The organism is Propionimicrobium sp. PCR01-08-3, from assembly GCF_030286045.1.
Classification (GTDB): domain Bacteria; phylum Actinomycetota; class Actinomycetes; order Propionibacteriales; family Propionibacteriaceae; genus Brooklawnia.
Window position 1 is genome coordinate 804,007 of sequence record NZ_CP127390.1, and the last position, 18,336, is coordinate 822,342.

General features: G+C 60.6%; 14 protein-coding genes and 1 tRNA gene. 11 read left to right on the forward strand and 4 right to left on the reverse strand.

Features of this window, described 5'->3' with window-relative positions:
• Window positions 1-11 precede the first annotated feature (11 nt).
• The 4 genes from QQ658_RS03790 to QQ658_RS03805 all read right to left on the reverse strand — a co-directional run bounded on the left by QQ658_RS03790 (window position 12) and on the right by QQ658_RS03805 (window position 4,336).
• Window positions 12-749, reverse strand: a complete 738-nt coding sequence (locus tag QQ658_RS03790) for a GntR family transcriptional regulator (RefSeq protein ID WP_286026341.1) — start codon at window positions 747-749, stop codon at window positions 12-14.
• 66 nt (window positions 750-815) lie between these two features.
• Window positions 816-1,799: a substrate-binding domain-containing protein gene (locus tag QQ658_RS03795; RefSeq protein WP_286026342.1), complete on the reverse strand. Its 984-nt coding sequence runs from the start codon at window positions 1,797-1,799 to the stop codon at window positions 816-818.
• 12 nt (window positions 1,800-1,811) lie between these two features.
• Window positions 1,812-2,828 carry an ABC transporter permease gene (locus QQ658_RS03800; protein ID WP_286026343.1) on the reverse strand — a complete coding sequence of 339 codons (1,017 nt, stop codon included), beginning with the start codon at window positions 2,826-2,828 and terminating at the stop codon, window positions 1,812-1,814.
• Window positions 2,825-4,336: a sugar ABC transporter ATP-binding protein gene (locus QQ658_RS03805; protein ID WP_286026344.1), complete on the reverse strand. Its 1,512-nt coding sequence runs from the start codon at window positions 4,334-4,336 to the stop codon at window positions 2,825-2,827. Before QQ658_RS03805 ends, QQ658_RS03800 begins: the two co-directional genes overlap by 4 nt.
• A 176-nt stretch (window positions 4,337-4,512) precedes the next feature.
• Between QQ658_RS03805 and QQ658_RS03810 the strand changes: the two genes are divergently transcribed.
• The 11 genes from QQ658_RS03810 (at window position 4,513) to clpX (ending at window position 18,326) form a co-directional block, all read left to right on the forward strand.
• Window positions 4,513-5,391 (forward strand): sugar phosphate isomerase family, encoded by an 879-nt coding sequence (locus QQ658_RS03810; protein WP_286026345.1) that lies wholly within the window; start codon window positions 4,513-4,515, stop codon window positions 5,389-5,391.
• Window positions 5,388-6,263 (forward strand): PfkB family carbohydrate kinase, encoded by an 876-nt coding sequence (locus QQ658_RS03815; RefSeq protein ID WP_286026346.1) that lies wholly within the window; start codon window positions 5,388-5,390, stop codon window positions 6,261-6,263. The genes QQ658_RS03810 and QQ658_RS03815 overlap by 4 nt, the downstream gene beginning before the upstream one ends.
• A 296-nt stretch (window positions 6,264-6,559) precedes the next feature.
• Window positions 6,560-6,630 (forward strand) — tRNA-Gly (locus QQ658_RS03820).
• Between the two features lie 269 nt (window positions 6,631-6,899).
• The gene (locus QQ658_RS03825) at window positions 6,900-8,057 is read left to right on the forward strand and encodes an exonuclease SbcCD subunit D (RefSeq protein WP_286026347.1); all 1,158 of its coding nucleotides are present in this window, start codon (window positions 6,900-6,902) and stop codon (window positions 8,055-8,057) included.
• Window positions 8,054-11,026 carry an AAA family ATPase gene (locus QQ658_RS03830; protein ID WP_286026348.1) on the forward strand — a complete coding sequence of 991 codons (2,973 nt, stop codon included), beginning with the start codon at window positions 8,054-8,056 and terminating at the stop codon, window positions 11,024-11,026. Before QQ658_RS03825 ends, QQ658_RS03830 begins: the two co-directional genes overlap by 4 nt.
• Before the next feature lie 107 nt (window positions 11,027-11,133).
• A complete protein-coding gene (gene tig / locus QQ658_RS03835; protein ID WP_286026349.1) occupies window positions 11,134-12,693 on the forward strand; it encodes a trigger factor in 1,560 nt (519 codons plus the stop codon).
• A gap of 232 nt (window positions 12,694-12,925) precedes the next feature.
• Window positions 12,926-14,044, forward strand: a complete 1,119-nt coding sequence (locus QQ658_RS03840) for an AI-2E family transporter (RefSeq protein ID WP_286026350.1) — start codon at window positions 12,926-12,928, stop codon at window positions 14,042-14,044.
• Between the two features lie 33 nt (window positions 14,045-14,077).
• Window positions 14,078-15,370 (forward strand): AI-2E family transporter, encoded by a 1,293-nt coding sequence (locus QQ658_RS03845; RefSeq protein ID WP_286026351.1) that lies wholly within the window; start codon window positions 14,078-14,080, stop codon window positions 15,368-15,370.
• Between the two features lie 138 nt (window positions 15,371-15,508).
• On the forward strand, window positions 15,509-16,123 hold the full coding sequence (locus QQ658_RS03850) for an ATP-dependent Clp protease proteolytic subunit (protein WP_286026352.1): 615 nt from the start codon (window positions 15,509-15,511) through the stop codon (window positions 16,121-16,123).
• A gap of 8 nt (window positions 16,124-16,131) precedes the next feature.
• A complete protein-coding gene (locus tag QQ658_RS03855; protein ID WP_286026353.1) occupies window positions 16,132-16,812 on the forward strand; it encodes an ATP-dependent Clp protease proteolytic subunit in 681 nt (226 codons plus the stop codon).
• A 236-nt stretch (window positions 16,813-17,048) separates the two neighbouring features.
• The gene (clpX, locus tag QQ658_RS03860) at window positions 17,049-18,326 is read left to right on the forward strand and encodes an ATP-dependent Clp protease ATP-binding subunit ClpX (RefSeq protein ID WP_286026354.1); all 1,278 of its coding nucleotides are present in this window, start codon (window positions 17,049-17,051) and stop codon (window positions 18,324-18,326) included.
• Window positions 18,327-18,336: the final 10 nt, after the last annotated feature.

Genomic DNA, 18,336 nt, shown 5'->3' on the forward strand with positions numbered 1-18,336 from the left:
AACGCATGACCTCATCGATGTCGGGTCACCTCGAACGTGATCTCACTGCCCCTATGCCAATCGCGTGAATATAGTACGGGTCGTCCGGTTTCGTTGCGATGCTGCTGGACGAGCAACAAGTAGGGCGTGGTCGCGTCTTCGCCGAGCTGCTCGGCGACATCGTCAGGTAGGCACTGCGCTGAAATCTGGGTAACTGACTGCACCACGTGGACGCCATAGATGTCCAATAGCTCAAAAAGAGAGCCGGACCAGTCCACGGCGTCAAGGGCATCCGAGATGAACGATCTCGGAAAGCTATCCTCGCTGTATACGAGAGTGACTCCCCGTTGTTTGCGGACTCTCGCCAAACGGATGACCGGTTCGTTGGCTACGACCCCAAGCTCCTCGCGTTCCTTCTTATCCGGGTCGTTCATAGTGATCGAAAGCACCTGATTGCTCAGCTTGAGACCGCGGCTCGCGGCCATTTCGGTCACTCCTTCGAGCCTGGTGAGCGGCCTCAGGAGTTCTGGCGTGGCGGAATAGAAGCGTCCGGCACCCTTCTTGGAGAAGACAATCCCTTCCTGCTCGAGGAAGCGATAGGCCTCGCGGACGGTGGTGCGTCCGACACCAAGTGCCTTGACCACTTCTGCTTCGGACGGGAGTCTCGCTCCGGTTTGGTATCCGCGTTTTTCGATGAGATCGATGATGGCATCGCGGACGGTGAGTGCGCGTGATTGTGTGCCATTCCCGGGAACGCCGCTTATTGCCATAACCATAATCTAAGGGGTAACCCGGGGGACTACGTCAAATGCAGTCACCCCGGGTCACGAACCCATCTACGCTAGGCCCTCGCAAGTAGTGACGTCTCCGATTTCTGAGAGCTTGGTGCAGAAGCCGCTAAGGGTCTCAGAGTTGACGAACTCTCCGTGTAGCTGTGTCTCAGCGTCGACCTCCTCGCCATTGATCACCTTTGCGGCGATCTCTACAACGGACTGGCCGAGAATGAACGGCGGTTCGGCCTGGGTGCCGTACATCGTCCCTGCCTCGATCGCTTTGAATGCGTCAGCAGTGCCGTCGATACCGATCACCGGCACTTCTCCCGCCCTGCCGATGGCGTCGAGGGCTGCGATCGCACCCAGCGCCATCTCGTCATTGGCTGCGAAGATTCCCGCGACGTCCGGATGCGCCTGCAAGATGTTCGTCATGACGTTGAGCGATTTACCGCGATCGAAATCGCCGGATTGCTGGCTTACGATCTCAATGCCCGAGTATTCGGCCATCGCCTCGCCGAAACCCTGGCTTCGCTCAGCACTCACCGCAAGGCCGGGCGTCCCCATGAGCTCGACGACCTCACCTTCGCCACCGATCGCGTCGGCAAGCTGTTTCCCGGCGATTTGACCGGACTCCACGTTGGAGAAGCCGATGTAACTGGCGAGTGTGCCGTCAGCAGGCTTGCGATCAAATGCCAGCACGGGAATGTCTGCTTGGTTGCCCGCCTGCGTCATAGAGGTTCCCGAGTCGTCGGAGACCGGATTAATCATGATGGCGTCGGGCTGCTTCGTGACGGCGGTCTGCATCAAATCCAGTGCGGTCTTGTCCGAGTCATTGGCATTTTGGACGTCAAGGGTAATGCCGTCGGTCTGTGCTTGTGCCTTCGCTCCATCGACCACGGATACGAACCATGGGTTGTTCAGGGTGGACACGATGAGCGTCGCGCTCCCGCCTTGGCCTGAAGACTCTCCTCGTCCGCATCCGGCGATCGTCAAACTCAGCGCAGTCACAGATGCCATAACGACCGCTGCGGTTCGTAGGTGTCGCATTTCTTCTCCTATCTAGGTTTTCGCAACCAGGTTTTCCGACTGCGGTGGAGTACTACTCGATGTGGTTTGCCGGCCCAGCTTGAACGAGGTCAGCACATTTCTGGCAGCTGCGGAGTTGCGGTCAAGGAAAACCGCCAAGAGGATTACGGCGCCTTTCACAACATCTTGGAGGAAGGGCGAGACACCCAAGAGATTGAGACCGTTGTCGATGACACCGAGCAGCAGCGCGCCGATGGCCGTTCCGACGAGCACGCCACGGCCTCCGCTGAGGCTGGTCCCACCGATGATGACTGCCGCAATCGCGGCCAGTTCCATGCCTTTGCCGGCCGTGGGTTGCGCCGACCCTAACCTCGCCTCGAGGATGAATGCTGCAATGGCGGCGGTCATACCACAGATAACGAATGCTCGGATCTTTACCGAATCAACGTTGATCCCGGCCAAGCGGGCGGCCTCAATGTTGTCGCCGGTCGAATACAGGTAGCGGCCATACCGGCTACGTGCCAGCAGAATGCCGAAGATCACGTAAGTGACCAGCATGATCCACACGGGCGTGGGTATCGCAAGGAAGGACCCTTGACCGATGCTGAGAAAACTCGCGGACTTGACGGAAACTGGATTTCCCTGGGTTATGTACAAGGTGAGTCCAGCGGCCATGCTCAGCATCGCGAGCGTGACTATGAACGACGGCATCTTGAACTTCGTCACGAAGATGCCGGTGATGAGTCCACACAGTGCGCCGACAGCAAGTCCTGCGCCGAGGCCGGCAATTGGGCCATATGTCCTCATGACGAGTGCCGTGGTGACTCCGGCAAGACTCAAGACCGAACCCACCGACAGATCAATCTCGCCGAGGATGATGACGTAAGTCTGGCCGATCGCCAACAGAGCGGTGATGGATGCGGCGAGCAGAACGTTGAGCAGGTTGGGCCCGGTGAGAAAAAGCGGTGTGGCTATGAACAAGAGAACGGACACGCCGAGCAGCATCCAGACTGCCTTCATGTCCCCGAGAATTCGTTTGGCGTATTTCATTGCTCTGTGCTCCTCAACGAATGTGACAAGACGGCCTCTTGAGTCAGGCCGTCTCCCTGAAGTTCGGCGACCGTCGCGCCTTCGCGCATGACAAAAACTCGATCGGACATCTCGACCAGTTCTGGTAAGTCCGAGCTGACCAGCACCACAGCGACGCCGGATGCGGCCATGTCGTTGATGATCCGATAGATGTCGGCCTTGGATCCGACGTCGACGCCTCTGGTCGGTTCCTCCATCAGCAGCACTGTTGGCGCAGTGAGAATCCACTTGCCGAACATCACCTTCTGCTGATTCCCGCCGGAAAGCGTGCCCACCTCTGCCTCCGGCCCTGCCGCCCGGATTCGCATGGCGTTGATCAGGCGCGCGATCTCCATGCGCTCGTCGCCACGTTTGACGAAGCCTGCTTGCGAGAACCTGCGTAGCGAGGCCAGAGAGATGTTATGGCTTACCGGCTGCTGAAGGCATAGACCCTCGTAGCCTCTGTCGGGCGCGAGGTACGACAAGCCTCTGCTGATGGAATCGCGGGGTGAACTGGAAGGAAACGGTTCTCCGGATAGCCATACGTCGCCCCTTCGCCGCGGCAGCAGGCCGAAAAGTGAGCGCAACAGGTCGCCCTTGCCGCATCCCAACGGCCCGCCGATTCCGAGAACTTCGCCCCTGTGAAGCTCGAATGAGATATCGGTGAATGTCGCTCCGGAGAGATTCTTGACACGAAGGACCAGATCCGTTGGAGCCTTCTCTCTGCGCGGATACAGATCGTCCAGCGGACGCCCTACCATGGCGGACACAACTTCGGCTTCCGAAATCGAGTCGACGCGGCTCTCGAGTTCGACTTCGCCATTACGAAGAACGAGCACTCTGTCGCAAAGCGCGAAAAGTTCATTGAGACGATGAGTGATGTAGATCACGCCGACACCCTGGTCTCGCAGCCGCCGGACCTGGGCGAATAGTTGTTGTACCTCCTGGTCATCGAGCGCTGCGGTCGGCTCATCCAAAATGAGTAGTTTCGCTCCTTCGCGTGACGCTTTCGCTATCGCAAGCATCTGCTGGGATGCCGGCGGCAACTTGCCAACGGTCGCGGAGGGCTCCAATGAGATTCCGAGAGTAGACAGAATCTCTTGGGCTGCTCGGTTCATGGCAGCCTTGTCAACCCAGGCCGACCCAAACTCTTTTTGCGAGTCGAGCATGAAGAGATTCTCGGCAACTGACATTTGTGGAAAGAGATTATTCGCGAATTCCTGGTAGATCACCTGGATACCGGCTTGAATTGCTTGGCTCGGAGCGTTGAACGACACCGGGTGTCCGTCCAGGTTGATGCTTCCGCCAAAGTCCTTGTAAGCGCCGGAGATGATCTTTATTAGCGTTGATTTACCCGCGCCATTCTCGCCAACAATGGCCAGGACCTCGCCTCGGCCGGTCTGAAACGTGACGCCCTGGAGGACATCCACCGGACCGAATGATTTCGTGACATCCGTGACTGCAAGCAATGCGTCCTGCCCTAACCTCATGACCTCTCCTTCAACGGATCTGTCAACACGAAGTTAACCTAACAGACAGGTCTATCGACAGCAATAGTGCTAGCGGAACTTGTTACTCGACTGTCATCTAAGTGACGTCTGATCATCGTTGACACTACTTGTCTGTTAGGTATAGCTTGTGGCAGACAAGCACTAAAGGAGGCATCATGCTCAATGCGGTTCCCCATGCGACGGACTTGACCGAGGCACATCTGACTGCGTCAGTCGAAGAATTGGCGGCATCATCGGTCCATCCCTTTCAGGTGTTCGAAGACCTTCCGACGCTGTATTCATGGTTAGCTCGAGAGATGGCTGACGAACTGAAAGCCAGGAATGAGGCAGGTGAGGAGACTCGATGGATTCTTCCCGTAGGGCCGAAGGCACACTATCCAGAATTGGCCCGCATCTGTAATGAAGAGCGGATTTCGTGGAAGAACGTCACAGCTTTTCATATGGATGAGTACCTGGATTGGCAGGGGAGGATGCTTTCGCCGGATAATCCGTTTAGTTTCCGCGGATATTGTGCACGGCACCTCTATGGGTTGCTCGATACGGACTTGTTGCCGTCCGATGATCGGGTGGTGTACCCGGACGTACATGATCCGGACGCGTTCGACACACGAATCGAGGACGCCGGTGGTGCCCATACCTGCTTCGCCGGATTCGGCTATCGGGGACATCTGGCGTTCAACGAGCCGCCGTCGACTCGCTGGCACCATTACTCTGTGGACGAGTTCGCGGCTTCAAAGACTCGGATCATCCCCCTACTCGAGGACACGATCGTTGCTCATTCCAATCGAATGACCGGAGGCTATACGCAGGCGATACCGCGAATGGCGATCTCGATCGGCATGAAGAGCATCCTGAGTTCGCAACACCTACGGTTGATTACCGATGGCGGTGCGTGGAAGCAGTACATCGTCAGAGTTATGGCACTGACGACCCAGCCCGACGTGATGTATCCGTGCACTCTCGCGCACACTCATCCCAACGTGGATATCACAGTGAACCGCGATTCGGCTCTGCCATGCAGCCTTGAGCTATGACTCAGATCTGGGTGTTGGGTCTCTACACCCTCGACCATCTGTACTACGTGCATTCGCTGCCTCGCGCTGAGGAGAGCATCATGGCGAAGCGCTACTTGGTTGCTGATGGCGGTAAAGGGGCCAATCAAGCGGTTTGTGCCGGGCTGCTGGGGTCAGAGGTTCACTTGGTCACTCATCTGGGGACGGACGCGGCCGGAGATAGGGCTGCTGAGATGTTGGTTCAGCATGGCCTTCATCTCGACCGCGTCCTGCACAACGGCCAGCCCACGGCGAACAGCTCGATTGTGATCGACGATCAGGGGAACCAAACGATCACAACATTCGCCGGGGGAGCCTTGCTCATCAGACCTGATGAGGTGGGGCGGATGCTGGCGTCTGCATCTACCCAAGCCATACTCAGCCTGCAGGGTGAACTGACGATGGATGTCTTTCGCGCGGCCCGAGAGGCATGGCATGGATCGGTCGTGGTGAACCCCAGTCCGGTTGAGACGTTCCTAGAGGATTCTGGCGAGCTGTCGGGAGTCGATTGGCTGATCGTGAATCAGCTCGAAGCGCAGGCGCTGACCGCCGCGAGTGCGCCGACGGCTCGACTGGTTGCCGCGGCAGTGGGCGCTCAAGCAGCGATTGTTACAGGCGCGAATGCCGTACTGGTTAGCCAGAATGGGCAACCGGACAGACATTATCCGGTGCCTCAGGTTGCGCCTGTTGATACCACGGGAGCCGGCGACGCCTTCGCCGGAGCGTTTTTGAGCGCGTTGGCGGATGCTCGCTGTATCGACGAATGTATCGATACGGCGATGAAGGTGGCAGCATTCAGCGTTCAGCGAGAAGGGTGCATCCAGTCGTATCCATCGCCGGACGATCTGATCTAGTTGTCGGAGCCACGGCGTTGATGTCCGGTCTGCTGCTCCCAAAGCAGGCGCGCCAGTGTGACGACGGGTCGGCAGTGCTTGGTTATGTGACGCATCCGCGAAGCGCGCACAAATGCCCAGTTCATTGGAATCTGAATTCCCCGGATTGTGACATTCAGGAATCGATGTCGCGACAAGTTGTCGATCCTGACAGGTGCCTGTTTGCTGCGGCCATACTTGAACTCGGATTACAGAGTGACGTGCAACTTCGTTGAAGGATCGGCTACAGTGGTCCCCGCACCGCTTCGGCGGGGCATGCGGATGTAGCTCAATGGTAGAGCCCCAGTCTTCCAAACTGGCTACGCGGGTTCGATTCCCGTCATCCGCTCCCTAGTCAGATGGCATTTGGTGGCTCGATAGATCGCGAATTAGATGCGAAAGGCAGCCAAGCGGTGGGCCAATCGTCTTGTCTTCGCACTGATGCGCGGGTCCGAAGTAGTCCAATCTTCAGCAAAGGTGGTTTCGCGCTTGTCACGCCCCCCGCCGCGCGAGTCGGGAACGATCGCGAACAAGAAACACCAGGGATAAGAGCGCCGCTTGGTCGCATTGGCTGGGTCGCTCCAGAAAATGTCAGAGCCCGGCTCTAAGGTCAGTTCTGTGAGAATCCTGCACACTTCTGACTGGCACATCGGCCGCACCTTCCACGGCTGGTCGACTCTCGATGCCCTGCGCACAGTTCTTGACGCCCTCATTTCCGAGGTGCGTACCCAGAACGTCGATGTGGTTGTGGTCGCCGGGGATATCTATGACTCCTCCACGCCGTCGGCCGAGGCCGTCGAGTTGTTTGACGAGGCGCTGCTGGGATTGAGAAATGCCGGTGCGCAGGTCATAGTCTCGAGCGGCAATCATGATTCCGCCGCCCGGCTCGGGGCGAGAGCGCCGTTCGCCGCGGCTGCGGGAGTTTTCGTCCGCACGAAGACTGAAGAGATCGCAACTCCGGTGACGATCAGTGATGGCGACGGACCCGTGCAGTTCTATGCCGTCCCGTATCTCGACCCGCCCAGAATGCGCAATACCTGGGACGATGCCGAGCAGATGCGCTCCCAGTCGGACGCGCTGCACTACGCGATGGATCTGATCCTGGGCGATCTTGCCGAACGTGGTGGACGATCGGTCGTGCTCGCGCACACCTTCGTCCAAGGCGCGGAAGACGAGGTTTTCGACAACCAGCGCGACATTCTCGGTGGGCTGGACAAGGTACCCGTCCGGGCATTCGAGGGCATTGACTATGTCGCGCTGGGTCACATTCATGGGCGCATGACTCTCGAGAGGAACGTCAGGTACGCGGGTGCACCCTTGCACTACTCGTTCGGCGAGGCATCCAAACCACGCGGCGGCTGGCTCGTCGACCTGGAGTCCGACGGTCTTGCCGACGTGCAATGGCTCGACTTGCCGGTGCCGCGTCCTCTCGACGAAATCCGCGGCGAACTGGACGACCTACTCCACAACGACGCATATGAGAGCTTCCGGTACCACTGGATCAGCGCGGTGCTGGCCGACGACGTCCAGCCCATCGGCGCCATGCGCAAGCTCCAGCGGCGCTTCCCCTACTGCGCGATGCTTCGGCACGAGCCGGCGGCCGCGCAGCAATCAGCCGGGCAGAGCTATGCCGAAATCGTGCGCGGCAAGTCCGACCTGGAATTGATCGATGCCTTTCTCAGCAAGGTCCGCAACGGACGCTCCGCCGACCCGCTGGAAGCTGACCTGCTTCGCAACACCATCTCTGAATATGAGCCGGTCGAGCTGCACGCATGAAGATTCATTGTGTGACCATGACCGGTTTCGGGCCCTTTCGCGACACCGAGACCGTCGATTTCGACGCATTCGACGACGATGGCATCTTTCTCATCACTGGTCCGACCGGTGCCGGCAAGACCTCAATTCTGGACGCCGTAACCTTCGCTTTGTTCGGCTCGGTGCCTCGCTACGACGGCCAACCCGGCGATGCGGTGCGCTCCGACTATCTGGCCCCGGAACAGCCATGCAGCGTCGAGGTGGAGTTCGGAGTCGAGCGACGCCGCTTCAAGGTCACCAGAAGCCCATCGTGGCAGCGTCCGAAGCTCAGGGGCGACGGATTCACCACGGTGCCTGCGAAAGCCGAACTCGACGAACTCATCGACGGCCGATGGGAACGTCTGCAATCCAGAGCCGTTGACACGGCACGCCAGATCGCCGACCTGATTCGAATGACCGGCAAGCAATTTCAGCAGGTCGTTTTGCTGGCTCAGGGCCAGTTTCAAGAGTTCCTGGTCGCCGACACCGAAGGCCGGCGCGAGGTACTGCAGGCCTTGTTCGGAACCAAACGCTTCTCCGAATACGAGAGGTCGCTCACCGAGAGCGCAGGCGATCTCAAACGTCAGCTGGAGACCGCGCAGAACAAATTGGAAACGACGATACAATTTTTCACCCAAGAGGCCGGCCTCGGCGAGGATGAGATTCCGGATCCGTCAGACGGCGGTTTTGATGCCTGGCTCGCCCAGGTCGTCGGCTCTTACACCGAGGCGCTGCAGGCCGCGATATCGCGCCGCCGTGACCTGGAGGCGGCCCTTGCCACAGCGAAGACTACTTACGAGACGGCGACCGATCTCGCCCAACGGCAAAGTCGCAGGGCCGACGCGCTGAGGCAGCAGGAGCGCCTTTCTGATCAGGCGGAGAAGATCACAGCTGACCGGAAGACCCTGGAGCATGCCCAGCGAGCAGACCTGGTCAGTTCGGCGATGAGGGCGTTCGAGCAAGCGCGGTCCGCCCTCGACGACGCGGCCGAGAGACTCGCCGACGCCGAGAGCGCGTATCTCGATGAGAATCCCGCTCTGCTGGTCACGGCTGAGGAGCTGGCTGCCTCTATTGCCGGCCTCCAGCAGTTGAAGGGACGCCTCGGCCCGGCGCTTGAGTCGGAGGGACGGATACCTGAATTGCAAGTGGCTGCCGACGAAGCTGTGGCCAACCTCGATGGGCTCGATCAGCAGACGGGGGCACTCAAGGCGCAGCGGGCCACGGTTTCCGAGCAGATCGCAGGGCTTCGCAAGAAGATATCCGCGCTTGAAGACCCGGCTGCGTCCCTCGCCGATGCGCGAGCCAAGCATTCCGAAGCCGTCAGCCGCCTCCGAGCGGCGGAAGAGGCGGGCAAGCTTGCTGCTCAACTAGAGGTCGCCCGAGCAGAGAACGAAGACGCCATAGCCAAGGCGGCACAGGCATCCGAGGCGTTGTCGACGCTTCGGCAGCGACAATTGGCCGGCTACGCGGCGGACCTGGCGCAGGATCTCAGCGCGGATACCCCGTGCCCGGTATGCGGATCACCAGATCATCCAAACCCGGCAACTGTCGCCGCCGACCATGTCGTCCAAGAAGCAATTGATGCCGCCCAGGCGGTTGTCGAGGCGACATATGCGCGATCCAAAGACACTGACTCGCAGGTGAGCGTGTTGACCGAGAAGCGCGAAGCAAAGCTGGCTGAGGCAAGCCAGCTCTCTATTGCCGAGGCGAAGGCCGAGCGTGACGAATGCGCTCAATCGCTGGACGCAGCAACTGCGGCGGACACCTCCCTGCGGCGAAGCCGTGCCGACCTGGAAGCTGCTCAAACGTCCGCCGACGACACGCTTGCGCGTCTCGATCGCACCCAGTCGGCAAGGACCGCACTCGCCGACAAACGGTCTGCTGCGCTCACTGCTCTGACGAGCGCCCAGGGCTTGGTAGAAGACGCTCGTGGTGATCAACCGAGCGTGCAGGCACGAATGGCGCGAGCAGATCATCAGTTGGATATCGGTCAGCGACTTCTTGACTCGATCACTGCGAAAAAGTCCGCCGAGGAACGCCTTGATGCCGAGAGAACCCGGCTCGCCAGTGACCTGGCAAAGGCTGGATTTGCCGAAGCCGACGAGGCAGCCAGGGCCACCCGCACCGAGTCCGATCAGCAGGTGCTCAAGGCAAGGATTGAAAGCTACGACTCGAACGTGAAGGCCGTCGCGCTGACTCTTATATCACCAGATCTCCAAAACCTGCCCGATGATCCGGTCGATGTCGAGACTCCGAAGACAGCGCTGGATGAGGCGGAGAAGCAGTACAACGAAACCCATGATGAGGTGACTCGGGCGCGTCCCCAGGTCGAGCGGTTACAGAATCTGTCGGCAGCCATCGCATGCCAGCGGGCGAACATCGCCGACGACGTGAAGCGGTACGAGTCGGTTGACCGGCTGGCCAGCACGCTGCGCGGAATGAGTCCGCCCAACACCATGAGGATGGAGCTGGAGACCTTCGTCCTCGCGGCTCAGCTGGAAGAGATCGTCACCATCGCCAACCTCCGGCTACGCACTATGACTGACGGACGATACACGCTCCAGCACACCGACGCGATCGAGAAGAACCGTGGAAAGTGGGGGCTAGGACTTGACGTGCTGGATGCGTACACCGGGGAAGCCCGCGCCCCGGATTCGCTATCCGGCGGCGAAAAGTTCCAGGCCTCATTGGCGCTGGCCCTCGGATTGGCCGACGTGGTCACCGGCCGAGCCGGCGGTATGAGCTTGGACACGCTCTTCATCGATGAAGGATTCGGCTCACTCGACCCAGAGACTCTCGATGTGACCATGGCAACCCTCGACAACCTTCGCGAAGGCGGACGAACGGTGGGTCTGATCAGCCACGTGCCTTCGATGAAGGAAACGATCCCGGCTCAACTTCGCGTCCAGCGTCTCCCCGGAGGGTGGAGCACCATCAAACAAGGAGCATGAAGCCGAGTTTCCGGCCTTGATTGGCCGCGTCCGGTAACGCTGGTTAGAATCGAACGGTTAGCGCAGGTCGCCGACGGCGGTCTGCCCCGAATATGCCAGGAGACCACGTGCCCAGCACCCTAGACCAGCTGAGCCCCACACGGGCGAAGCTCACCATTGATCTGCCCTTTGAAGACCTGCAGCCGGCCATTGACGCCGCGTACAAAGACATTTCCCAGCAGGTGAATATCCCGGGTTTCCGCAAGGGCAAGGTTCCGGCACGTCTGATCGACCAGCGCTTCGGCCGTGGGGCGGTGCTTCAGGAAGCCATCAACTCCATTCTTCCGCAGGCCTACGGCGACGCCGTCCAAACCCACGACCTGCACCCGCTCGGTCAGCCCGAGGTCGACGTCACCGAGCTGAATGACGGCACCAACGTGCTGTTCACCGCCGAGGTCGACGTTCGTCCCGACTTTGAGATCGCCGACATGACCGGCGTCCAGGTCGAGGTTCCCGCCGCCGAAGTCAGTGATGACGACGTCAATGAGCGCGTCGAGCTACTGCGCGAGCGCTTCGCCACCCTCACCGAGGTCGACCGTGCCGCCGAGAACGGCGATGTCGTCGTCCTCAACCTGAAGGCGACTCAAGATGGCAAGACTCTGGACGAGGCCGAGGCCTCCGAGGTCAGCTACAAGGTCGGCGCCGGCGGCTTCGTCGAAGGCCTCGACGATGCCGTAGTCGGTTTGAAGGCCGGCGAAAAGGCGACCTTCACCTCCACTCTCGTCGGCGGACCGAACCGTGGCGAAGAGGCCGAGATCGAGGTCGAGGTCCTCAAAGTACAGTCGCAGGAGCTCCCCGACGCGGACGACGACTTCGCCCAGCTGGTCAGCGAATTCGACACCGCGGACGAGATGCTCGCCGACCTGCGCGACAATCTCGAGCGCCTGGCCCGCATCGATCAGGCCAACAAGGCACGCGAGCAGGTGCTCACCAAGCTCATCGAAGCCACCGAGTTCGAGCTGCCCGAAGCACTCGTCACCTCCGAACAGGAGAATCGTCGGCAGGCAATCGAACAGCAGCTCAACACCGCGGGCCTGAGTGTCGAGCAGTACCTCGAAGAGGCCGAGGACGAAGAGGCCGAGACCCCGGAAGCGTTCTGGGACGATATCAACCAGCGCGTCGTCGAGGCGCTGCGTTCGCAGATCATCCTCGACAAGTACGCCGAGGACAAGGATTTGCAGATCAACCAGTCTGAACTGACCGAGTTGATCTTCAACAAGGCTCAGCAGAATGGCACGTCGCCCGAGCAGGAGCTCCAACACATGATGGAGCACGACCACACCGCCGAATGGATGGGTGAGGTCCGCCGGGGCAAGGCCCTGGGCGAACTGGTCGCCGCAGTCAAGGTCGTCGATACCGATGGCAACGAGGTCGATGTCGCCCATCTGAACAGTGACGGCACCATTGCCGATCCGGCAACCGACGACCAGACCGAGGACGAGGCAGAGTCTCCCGCGGAGGAGATCGCTGAGGCAGCCGATGCTGATGACGCTCCCGAAGCGGACGACGAGCCCGAGGCCGCTGCCGCTGAGGACGAGATTCCCGCGGAGAAGCCTGCCGCAAAGAAGAAGGCACCTGCCAAGAAGCCGGCGAAGAAGAAGGCTGCCAAGGCCGACGCCGACGAGTGATTTGTGGTCGCGGCTCCCCTGAGATCTGTCAACGGGCAGGTGTGCGGGGGAGCCGCGGTCGTGTTATAGCCTGAATCCACTGTTGGCGTCGCCGTCAGCACCAAGTGTGGATCGGCGATCGGGGGCGCGACAGAAGCCAGCGCGTGGGCGGTGACCCGCTGGGAAGCCACAGGGTTATAGGCTGCTTGCCGTCGGATTCAACCGGAGGACTTCATGGAATTCACGAGATGCCATGGCTGAGCAGTCGTCGTCCACAACCGATATGCCAGGTCGTCCGCGCTTCAACACGATCGTGATCGGCGTGGCCGGTGCGCTGATCTGCCTCCTGTGTCTGCGCCAATTCTCCGGCATCATCGGCCCATGGTTTCTCGCCATCAACTTGATGATCACCGCCTATCCCTTGCATACTTGGCTGGTGCGCAAAGGCACGCCGTCGTGGCTGAGCGCAATGGTGGTGTCGCTGACCGTCTTCGCCGTGCTGATCGCGCTGGTGGCAGGCCTGGTCTGGTCGGTCTCCGAGATGGTCGGCATCCTGCCCCAATATGCCGCCGAGTTCACCGTCCTATACAACCGCGTAACGGATTGGGCCGAGGTCCAATTCGACATCGGCGAAGGTGGCTGGGGCCAACTCCTCAACACTCTCGATCCGACTCGCTTCATCGGAGCCGCGACTTCGCTGCTGTCAGGAGCGTCCGGTCTGGCGTCCGCGATGGTGGGCATGATCGGCATCATCGTGGCGGCGATCGTCTTCATGGCGATGGACACCCCCGGTCTCGAACGGCGCCTGCGATTTCTTGCGGGTAACCGGTCCCGGGTGGCCACCGCGATGAGCAGCTTCGCTCACGGCGTGCGCCGCTATTGGATCGTCACGACGGTATTCGGCATCATCGTGGCAGTATTCGATGGCGTCGTGCTGGCCATCATGGGAGTACCACTCGCGATCGTCTGGGGCATCTTCAGCTTTCTGACCAACTACATTCCCAACATCGGGTTCGTCATCGGCCTCATCCCACCGGCTGTGGTGGCGCTTTTTGCCAACGGCTGGCAGTCCGCTGTCATCGTCATCGTGATGTACTGCGTGTTGAACTTCGTCATCCAAACCATCATCCAGCCGCGATTTGCCGGAGAATCCGTTGGCGTGACGCCGACCGTCTCGTTCATGTCGCTGCTGCTCTGGGCGTCGGTCATGGGCGGCATGGGCACCTTGCTGGCTCTTCCCATGACGCTGCTGGTCAAGTCGCTCCTCATCGACGCCGACCCGAGGGCGCGCTGGTTCAACGCGTTGATCGCCAGCGATCCCAAAGATGCCGAACCACTTGAGGACGATCTGTTACCCGAGGACGATGAGTAGACGCCCCACCCTGACGTATGCAAAGGAGCGGCAATGACAGACCCACAGACGGACGCTCTAGGGCCGCCTCGGCTGCTGGCCGGGATGCCCGAATACGATGACACCGTCGCGCCCCTGCCTGCGTCCGGTTTCGGAGCCACCGCACTCGATCGCCGTGTGGTGCAAGCTGCTCCGGCGGGCATGCCCGGGCTCGAGCTGCTGGCCGAACAACGCCGATTCAATCTGGCCTTCAGCTCCGATCCGGCTCGGGTGCCCCAGGGGTCGCACCAGGGCCAACCACCCCAATTGCCCAGGTTCGTCGTCATCCTGGTGGGCGTATTGGGCCTAGCCGGTGCGCTGTGGCTGATGCGTCAACTCAGCTGGTTGATCGCCCCGGCGTTTCTGGCGTTGAACATGGTCATCGTCGTCTACCCGTTGCAGACCATTCTGCGGCGGTACGGAGTGCCCAAACCGGTGGCGGTCGTTTTCACCGCCATTACGTTGTTCGTCACTTTGGTGATCATCGGGTTGGTGGCCAGTTGGGCGATCGGTGAGATCATCGCGGTCGTCCCGCAATATCTGCCCCAGGTGCTCGACCTCGGCCAGCAGGGCCTCGACTGGTTGGCCGGTAAAGGCATCGAATGGGACCCGAGCGGCGCCCTCTTCGATCTCGACGCCAATCAGATGATCGGCGCAGCCAGCCAGGTATTCTCCGGTTTCTCCGGGGTCATCGGCATGCTCGGCGTGATCATCTCCGCACTCATCATGATGCTTCTGGACGTGCCGAGTTGGGGCAGACGCATCGCCGTGGCCGGGTCAAGTCATCCGCGCATCGTCGCCGCCATGCGCGAGTTCGGCAACGGAACCAGGCGCTACTGGCTCGTCTGCACGGGCTTCGGTGCGCTGATGGCAGGTCTCAACTATGTGGAATTGATCATTCTTGGTATCCCGCTGCCGCTGATCTGGGCCTTGCTGACGTGGCTGATGACCTACGTGCCCAGTGTCGGGTTCTTCTTCTCGCTGATCCCTCCTCTGCTGGTCGCCTTGGTGGCCAACGGCTGGCAGACGGCGCTGTGGATGCTCGGCGTTTACCTGGTGACGACCTGGATCGTCCAAGGTGTCTTCCAGCCCAAGGTCACCGGCAACGCCGTCGGCGTGAACGCCACGGTGTCGTTGATCTCATTGCTGCTGTGGGCCTGGGTGTTCGGCCCGATCGGGGCCTTGATCGCTCTGCCCTGCACCCAGCTGGTCAAGTCGTTGCTGGTGGACGCCGATCCGAAGGCGCGCTGGGTCAACGCGCTCATCTCCAACCGCAGCGAAGCGCGCGGAGCCGCGGGCCAGACCTAAAGACCGGATAGGGCGGCACGCGCCGAATCCGCCCGAATAGCACAAAACCAACCCATCCCACGCCGCCAGCGAAAAGCCGGGGGAGTGCTTTCGGTTTTGTCAGTGCGGGGTTGTAAGTTCGTCAATGTGAATCCAGACATGACAACACCGCAAGCAGCAGCGGCGGCCGGATCCGGCGCAGGCATGACCGACAACGTCTACCAGTCGTTGCTGGCGAACCGCATTGTCTTCCTCGGATCTGAAGTACGTGACGAGAACGCGAACGCGATTTGTGCGCAGATGCTCCTGCTCAACGCTGAGGATCCCGAAAAGGACATCTACCTCTACATCAACTCCCCGGGCGGCTCGGTCGACTCCGGCATGGCGATCTACGACACCATGCAGTGGATCAGCAACGATGTCGCGACCGTCGCGATGGGGTTGGCAGCTTCGATGGGACAATTCCTGCTGTGCGCCGGTGCGCCCGGCAAGCGTTTCGCGTTGCCGCACGCCCGCATCTTGATGCATCAGCCTTCGGGTGGTCTCGGCGGCACCGCCTCCGACATCAAGATCCAGGCCGAACAGTCGCTGCATCTCAAGTACCAGATGGCCGAGTTGATCGCGCAGCACACAGGCCAGACCCTGGAGCAGATCACCAAGGACTCTGACCGCGACCGTTGGTTCACGGCACCCGAGGCCCTGTCGTACGGCTTCATCGATCACGTCTTCGAGCGTGCATCCCAGATCCCCGGCTCCAACGCACCCATCCAGTGAGGCAGCAGATGACTCCCAACCTGATTCCCGGCACCAATCTGCCGGCCCAACCATTCGGCACGGCGGGCGACCAGCCGCGGATGGATTACATCATTCCGCAGTGGGAAGAGCGCACCAGCTATGGTGTGCGCCGGGTCGATCCCTACACGAAGCTGTTCGAGGAACGCATCATCTTTCTCGGCACGCCGATCACCGATGAGATCGCCAACGCGGTCATGTCGCAGTTGCTCTGTTTGCAGTCGATGGACGCCGAACGTCAGGTGTCGATCTACCTGAACTCGCCGGGCGGCTCGTTCACCGCGCTGACCGCGATCTACGACACCATGAACTACATCAAGCCGGACGTCCAGACGGTTTGCCTCGGCCAGGCCGCCTCGGCGGCCGCGGTCATCCTGGCCGCCGGTGCCAAGGGCAAGCGGCTGGCGCTGCCGAACTCGCGAATCCTGATCCACCAGCCTGCGATGTCGGGCGACGGATCCTACGGCCAGTCGTCCGATCTGGAGATTCAGGCCCGCGAGATCATGCGTATCCGTGAGCAGATGGAGCAGATGCTGGCCGATAACACCGGCCAGAGCGTCGAAAAGGTTCGAGCTGACGTCGAGCGTGACAAGTTCCTCACGGCTCAAGAAGCTGTCGAATACGGCATCATCGACGATATCTTGACCTCGTTGTCCGAGACCGGACGCTGAGCCTTAGCCCGAGCATCACCCGAAGCCAGCCAGGTAAGGCGCGATGCTTCGAGGCCGTGTCCGACGTCCGGCATCGACATGACAGATGGCGATTCGTGGGAGCGGGCGGGATCAGCCCTTTCCACGATGCGGCAGGTCTCAACCCCGACGCACCGCAGGAGCGTTAGGGTTGAGGCCCGGACCGGGAAGCAAGGCGAAAAGTACTCGGATCGGGTCCGAGGCACGAAGGAGAGACGATGGCTCGCATCGGCGAGAGCGGTGACCTGTTCAAGTGCTCATTCTGCGGAAAGAGCCAGAAACAGGTAAAGAAGCTCATAGCCGGACCAGGCGTGTACATCTGCGATGAATGCATCGAGTTGTGCAACGAGATCATCGAAGAAGAATTCAGTGACGACACATCGTCCGGCTCTCCCGACAAGCTTCCGCGTCCGGCCGAGATCAGAAAGTTTCTCGACGAATACATCATCGGCCAGGATTCCGCCAAGAAAACGCTTTCGGTCGCCGTCTACAACCACTACAAGCGCATCCAGGCGCAGGCCGATACCGGCCGCTCCCACGAACCCGATGTGGAGCTTTCGAAGTCGAACATCTTGCTGATCGGCCCGACCGGCTGCGGCAAGACCTACCTGGCCCAGACCCTGGCTCGCATGCTCAACGTGCCGTTCGCCATCGCGGACGCAACGGCGCTGACCGAGGCCGGATACGTCGGCGAAGACGTCGAGAACATCCTGCTGAAACTGATCCAGGCGGCCGACTTCGATGTGAAGAAGGCCGAGACCGGGATCATCTACATCGACGAGATCGACAAGGTCGCCCGCAAGTCCGAGAACCCCTCGATCACGCGCGACGTGTCGGGCGAAGGCGTTCAGCAGGCGCTGCTGAAGATCCTTGAGGGAACTGTCGCGTCCGTGCCGCCGCAGGGCGGACGCAAGCATCCGCATCAAGAGTTCATTCAGATCGACACCACCAACGTGTTGTTCATCGTGGGCGGCGCCTTCGCGGGTCTGGAAGACATCATCGATTCGCGTATCGGAAAGCGGCCGCTCGGGTTCACCTCAACTCCCGATATGCGAGCCAAGCGCAGCGATGATCCTTTCGCAGGCGTTCGGCCGGAAGACCTGCACAAGTACGGCCTGATCCCCGAGTTCATCGGCCGGGTGCCGATGATCGCGACCGTGCCGAATCTCGACCAGGAGGCGCTGCAGCGCATCCTCGTCGAACCTCGTAACGCGCTGGTGCGCCAGTTCGGCAAGCTGTTCGAGATCGACGATGTGCAACTCGACTTCACCGATGATGCGATCGCCGCGATCGCAGGCAAGGCACTCGAACGCGGCATCGGTGCCCGAGGGCTTCGTGCCATTCTCGAAGAGTTGCTGCTCGACACCATGTTCGAGGTGCCCAGTCATCCGGAGATCGGCCAGGTGCTGGTGACCGAGGAGGCCGTCCGCGGCGAGGAGGATCCGGCTTTGATCAGCCGTAAGCAGCTCGCTCAGCGAACCGAGCTCTCCGCGTAACGCGAGACCA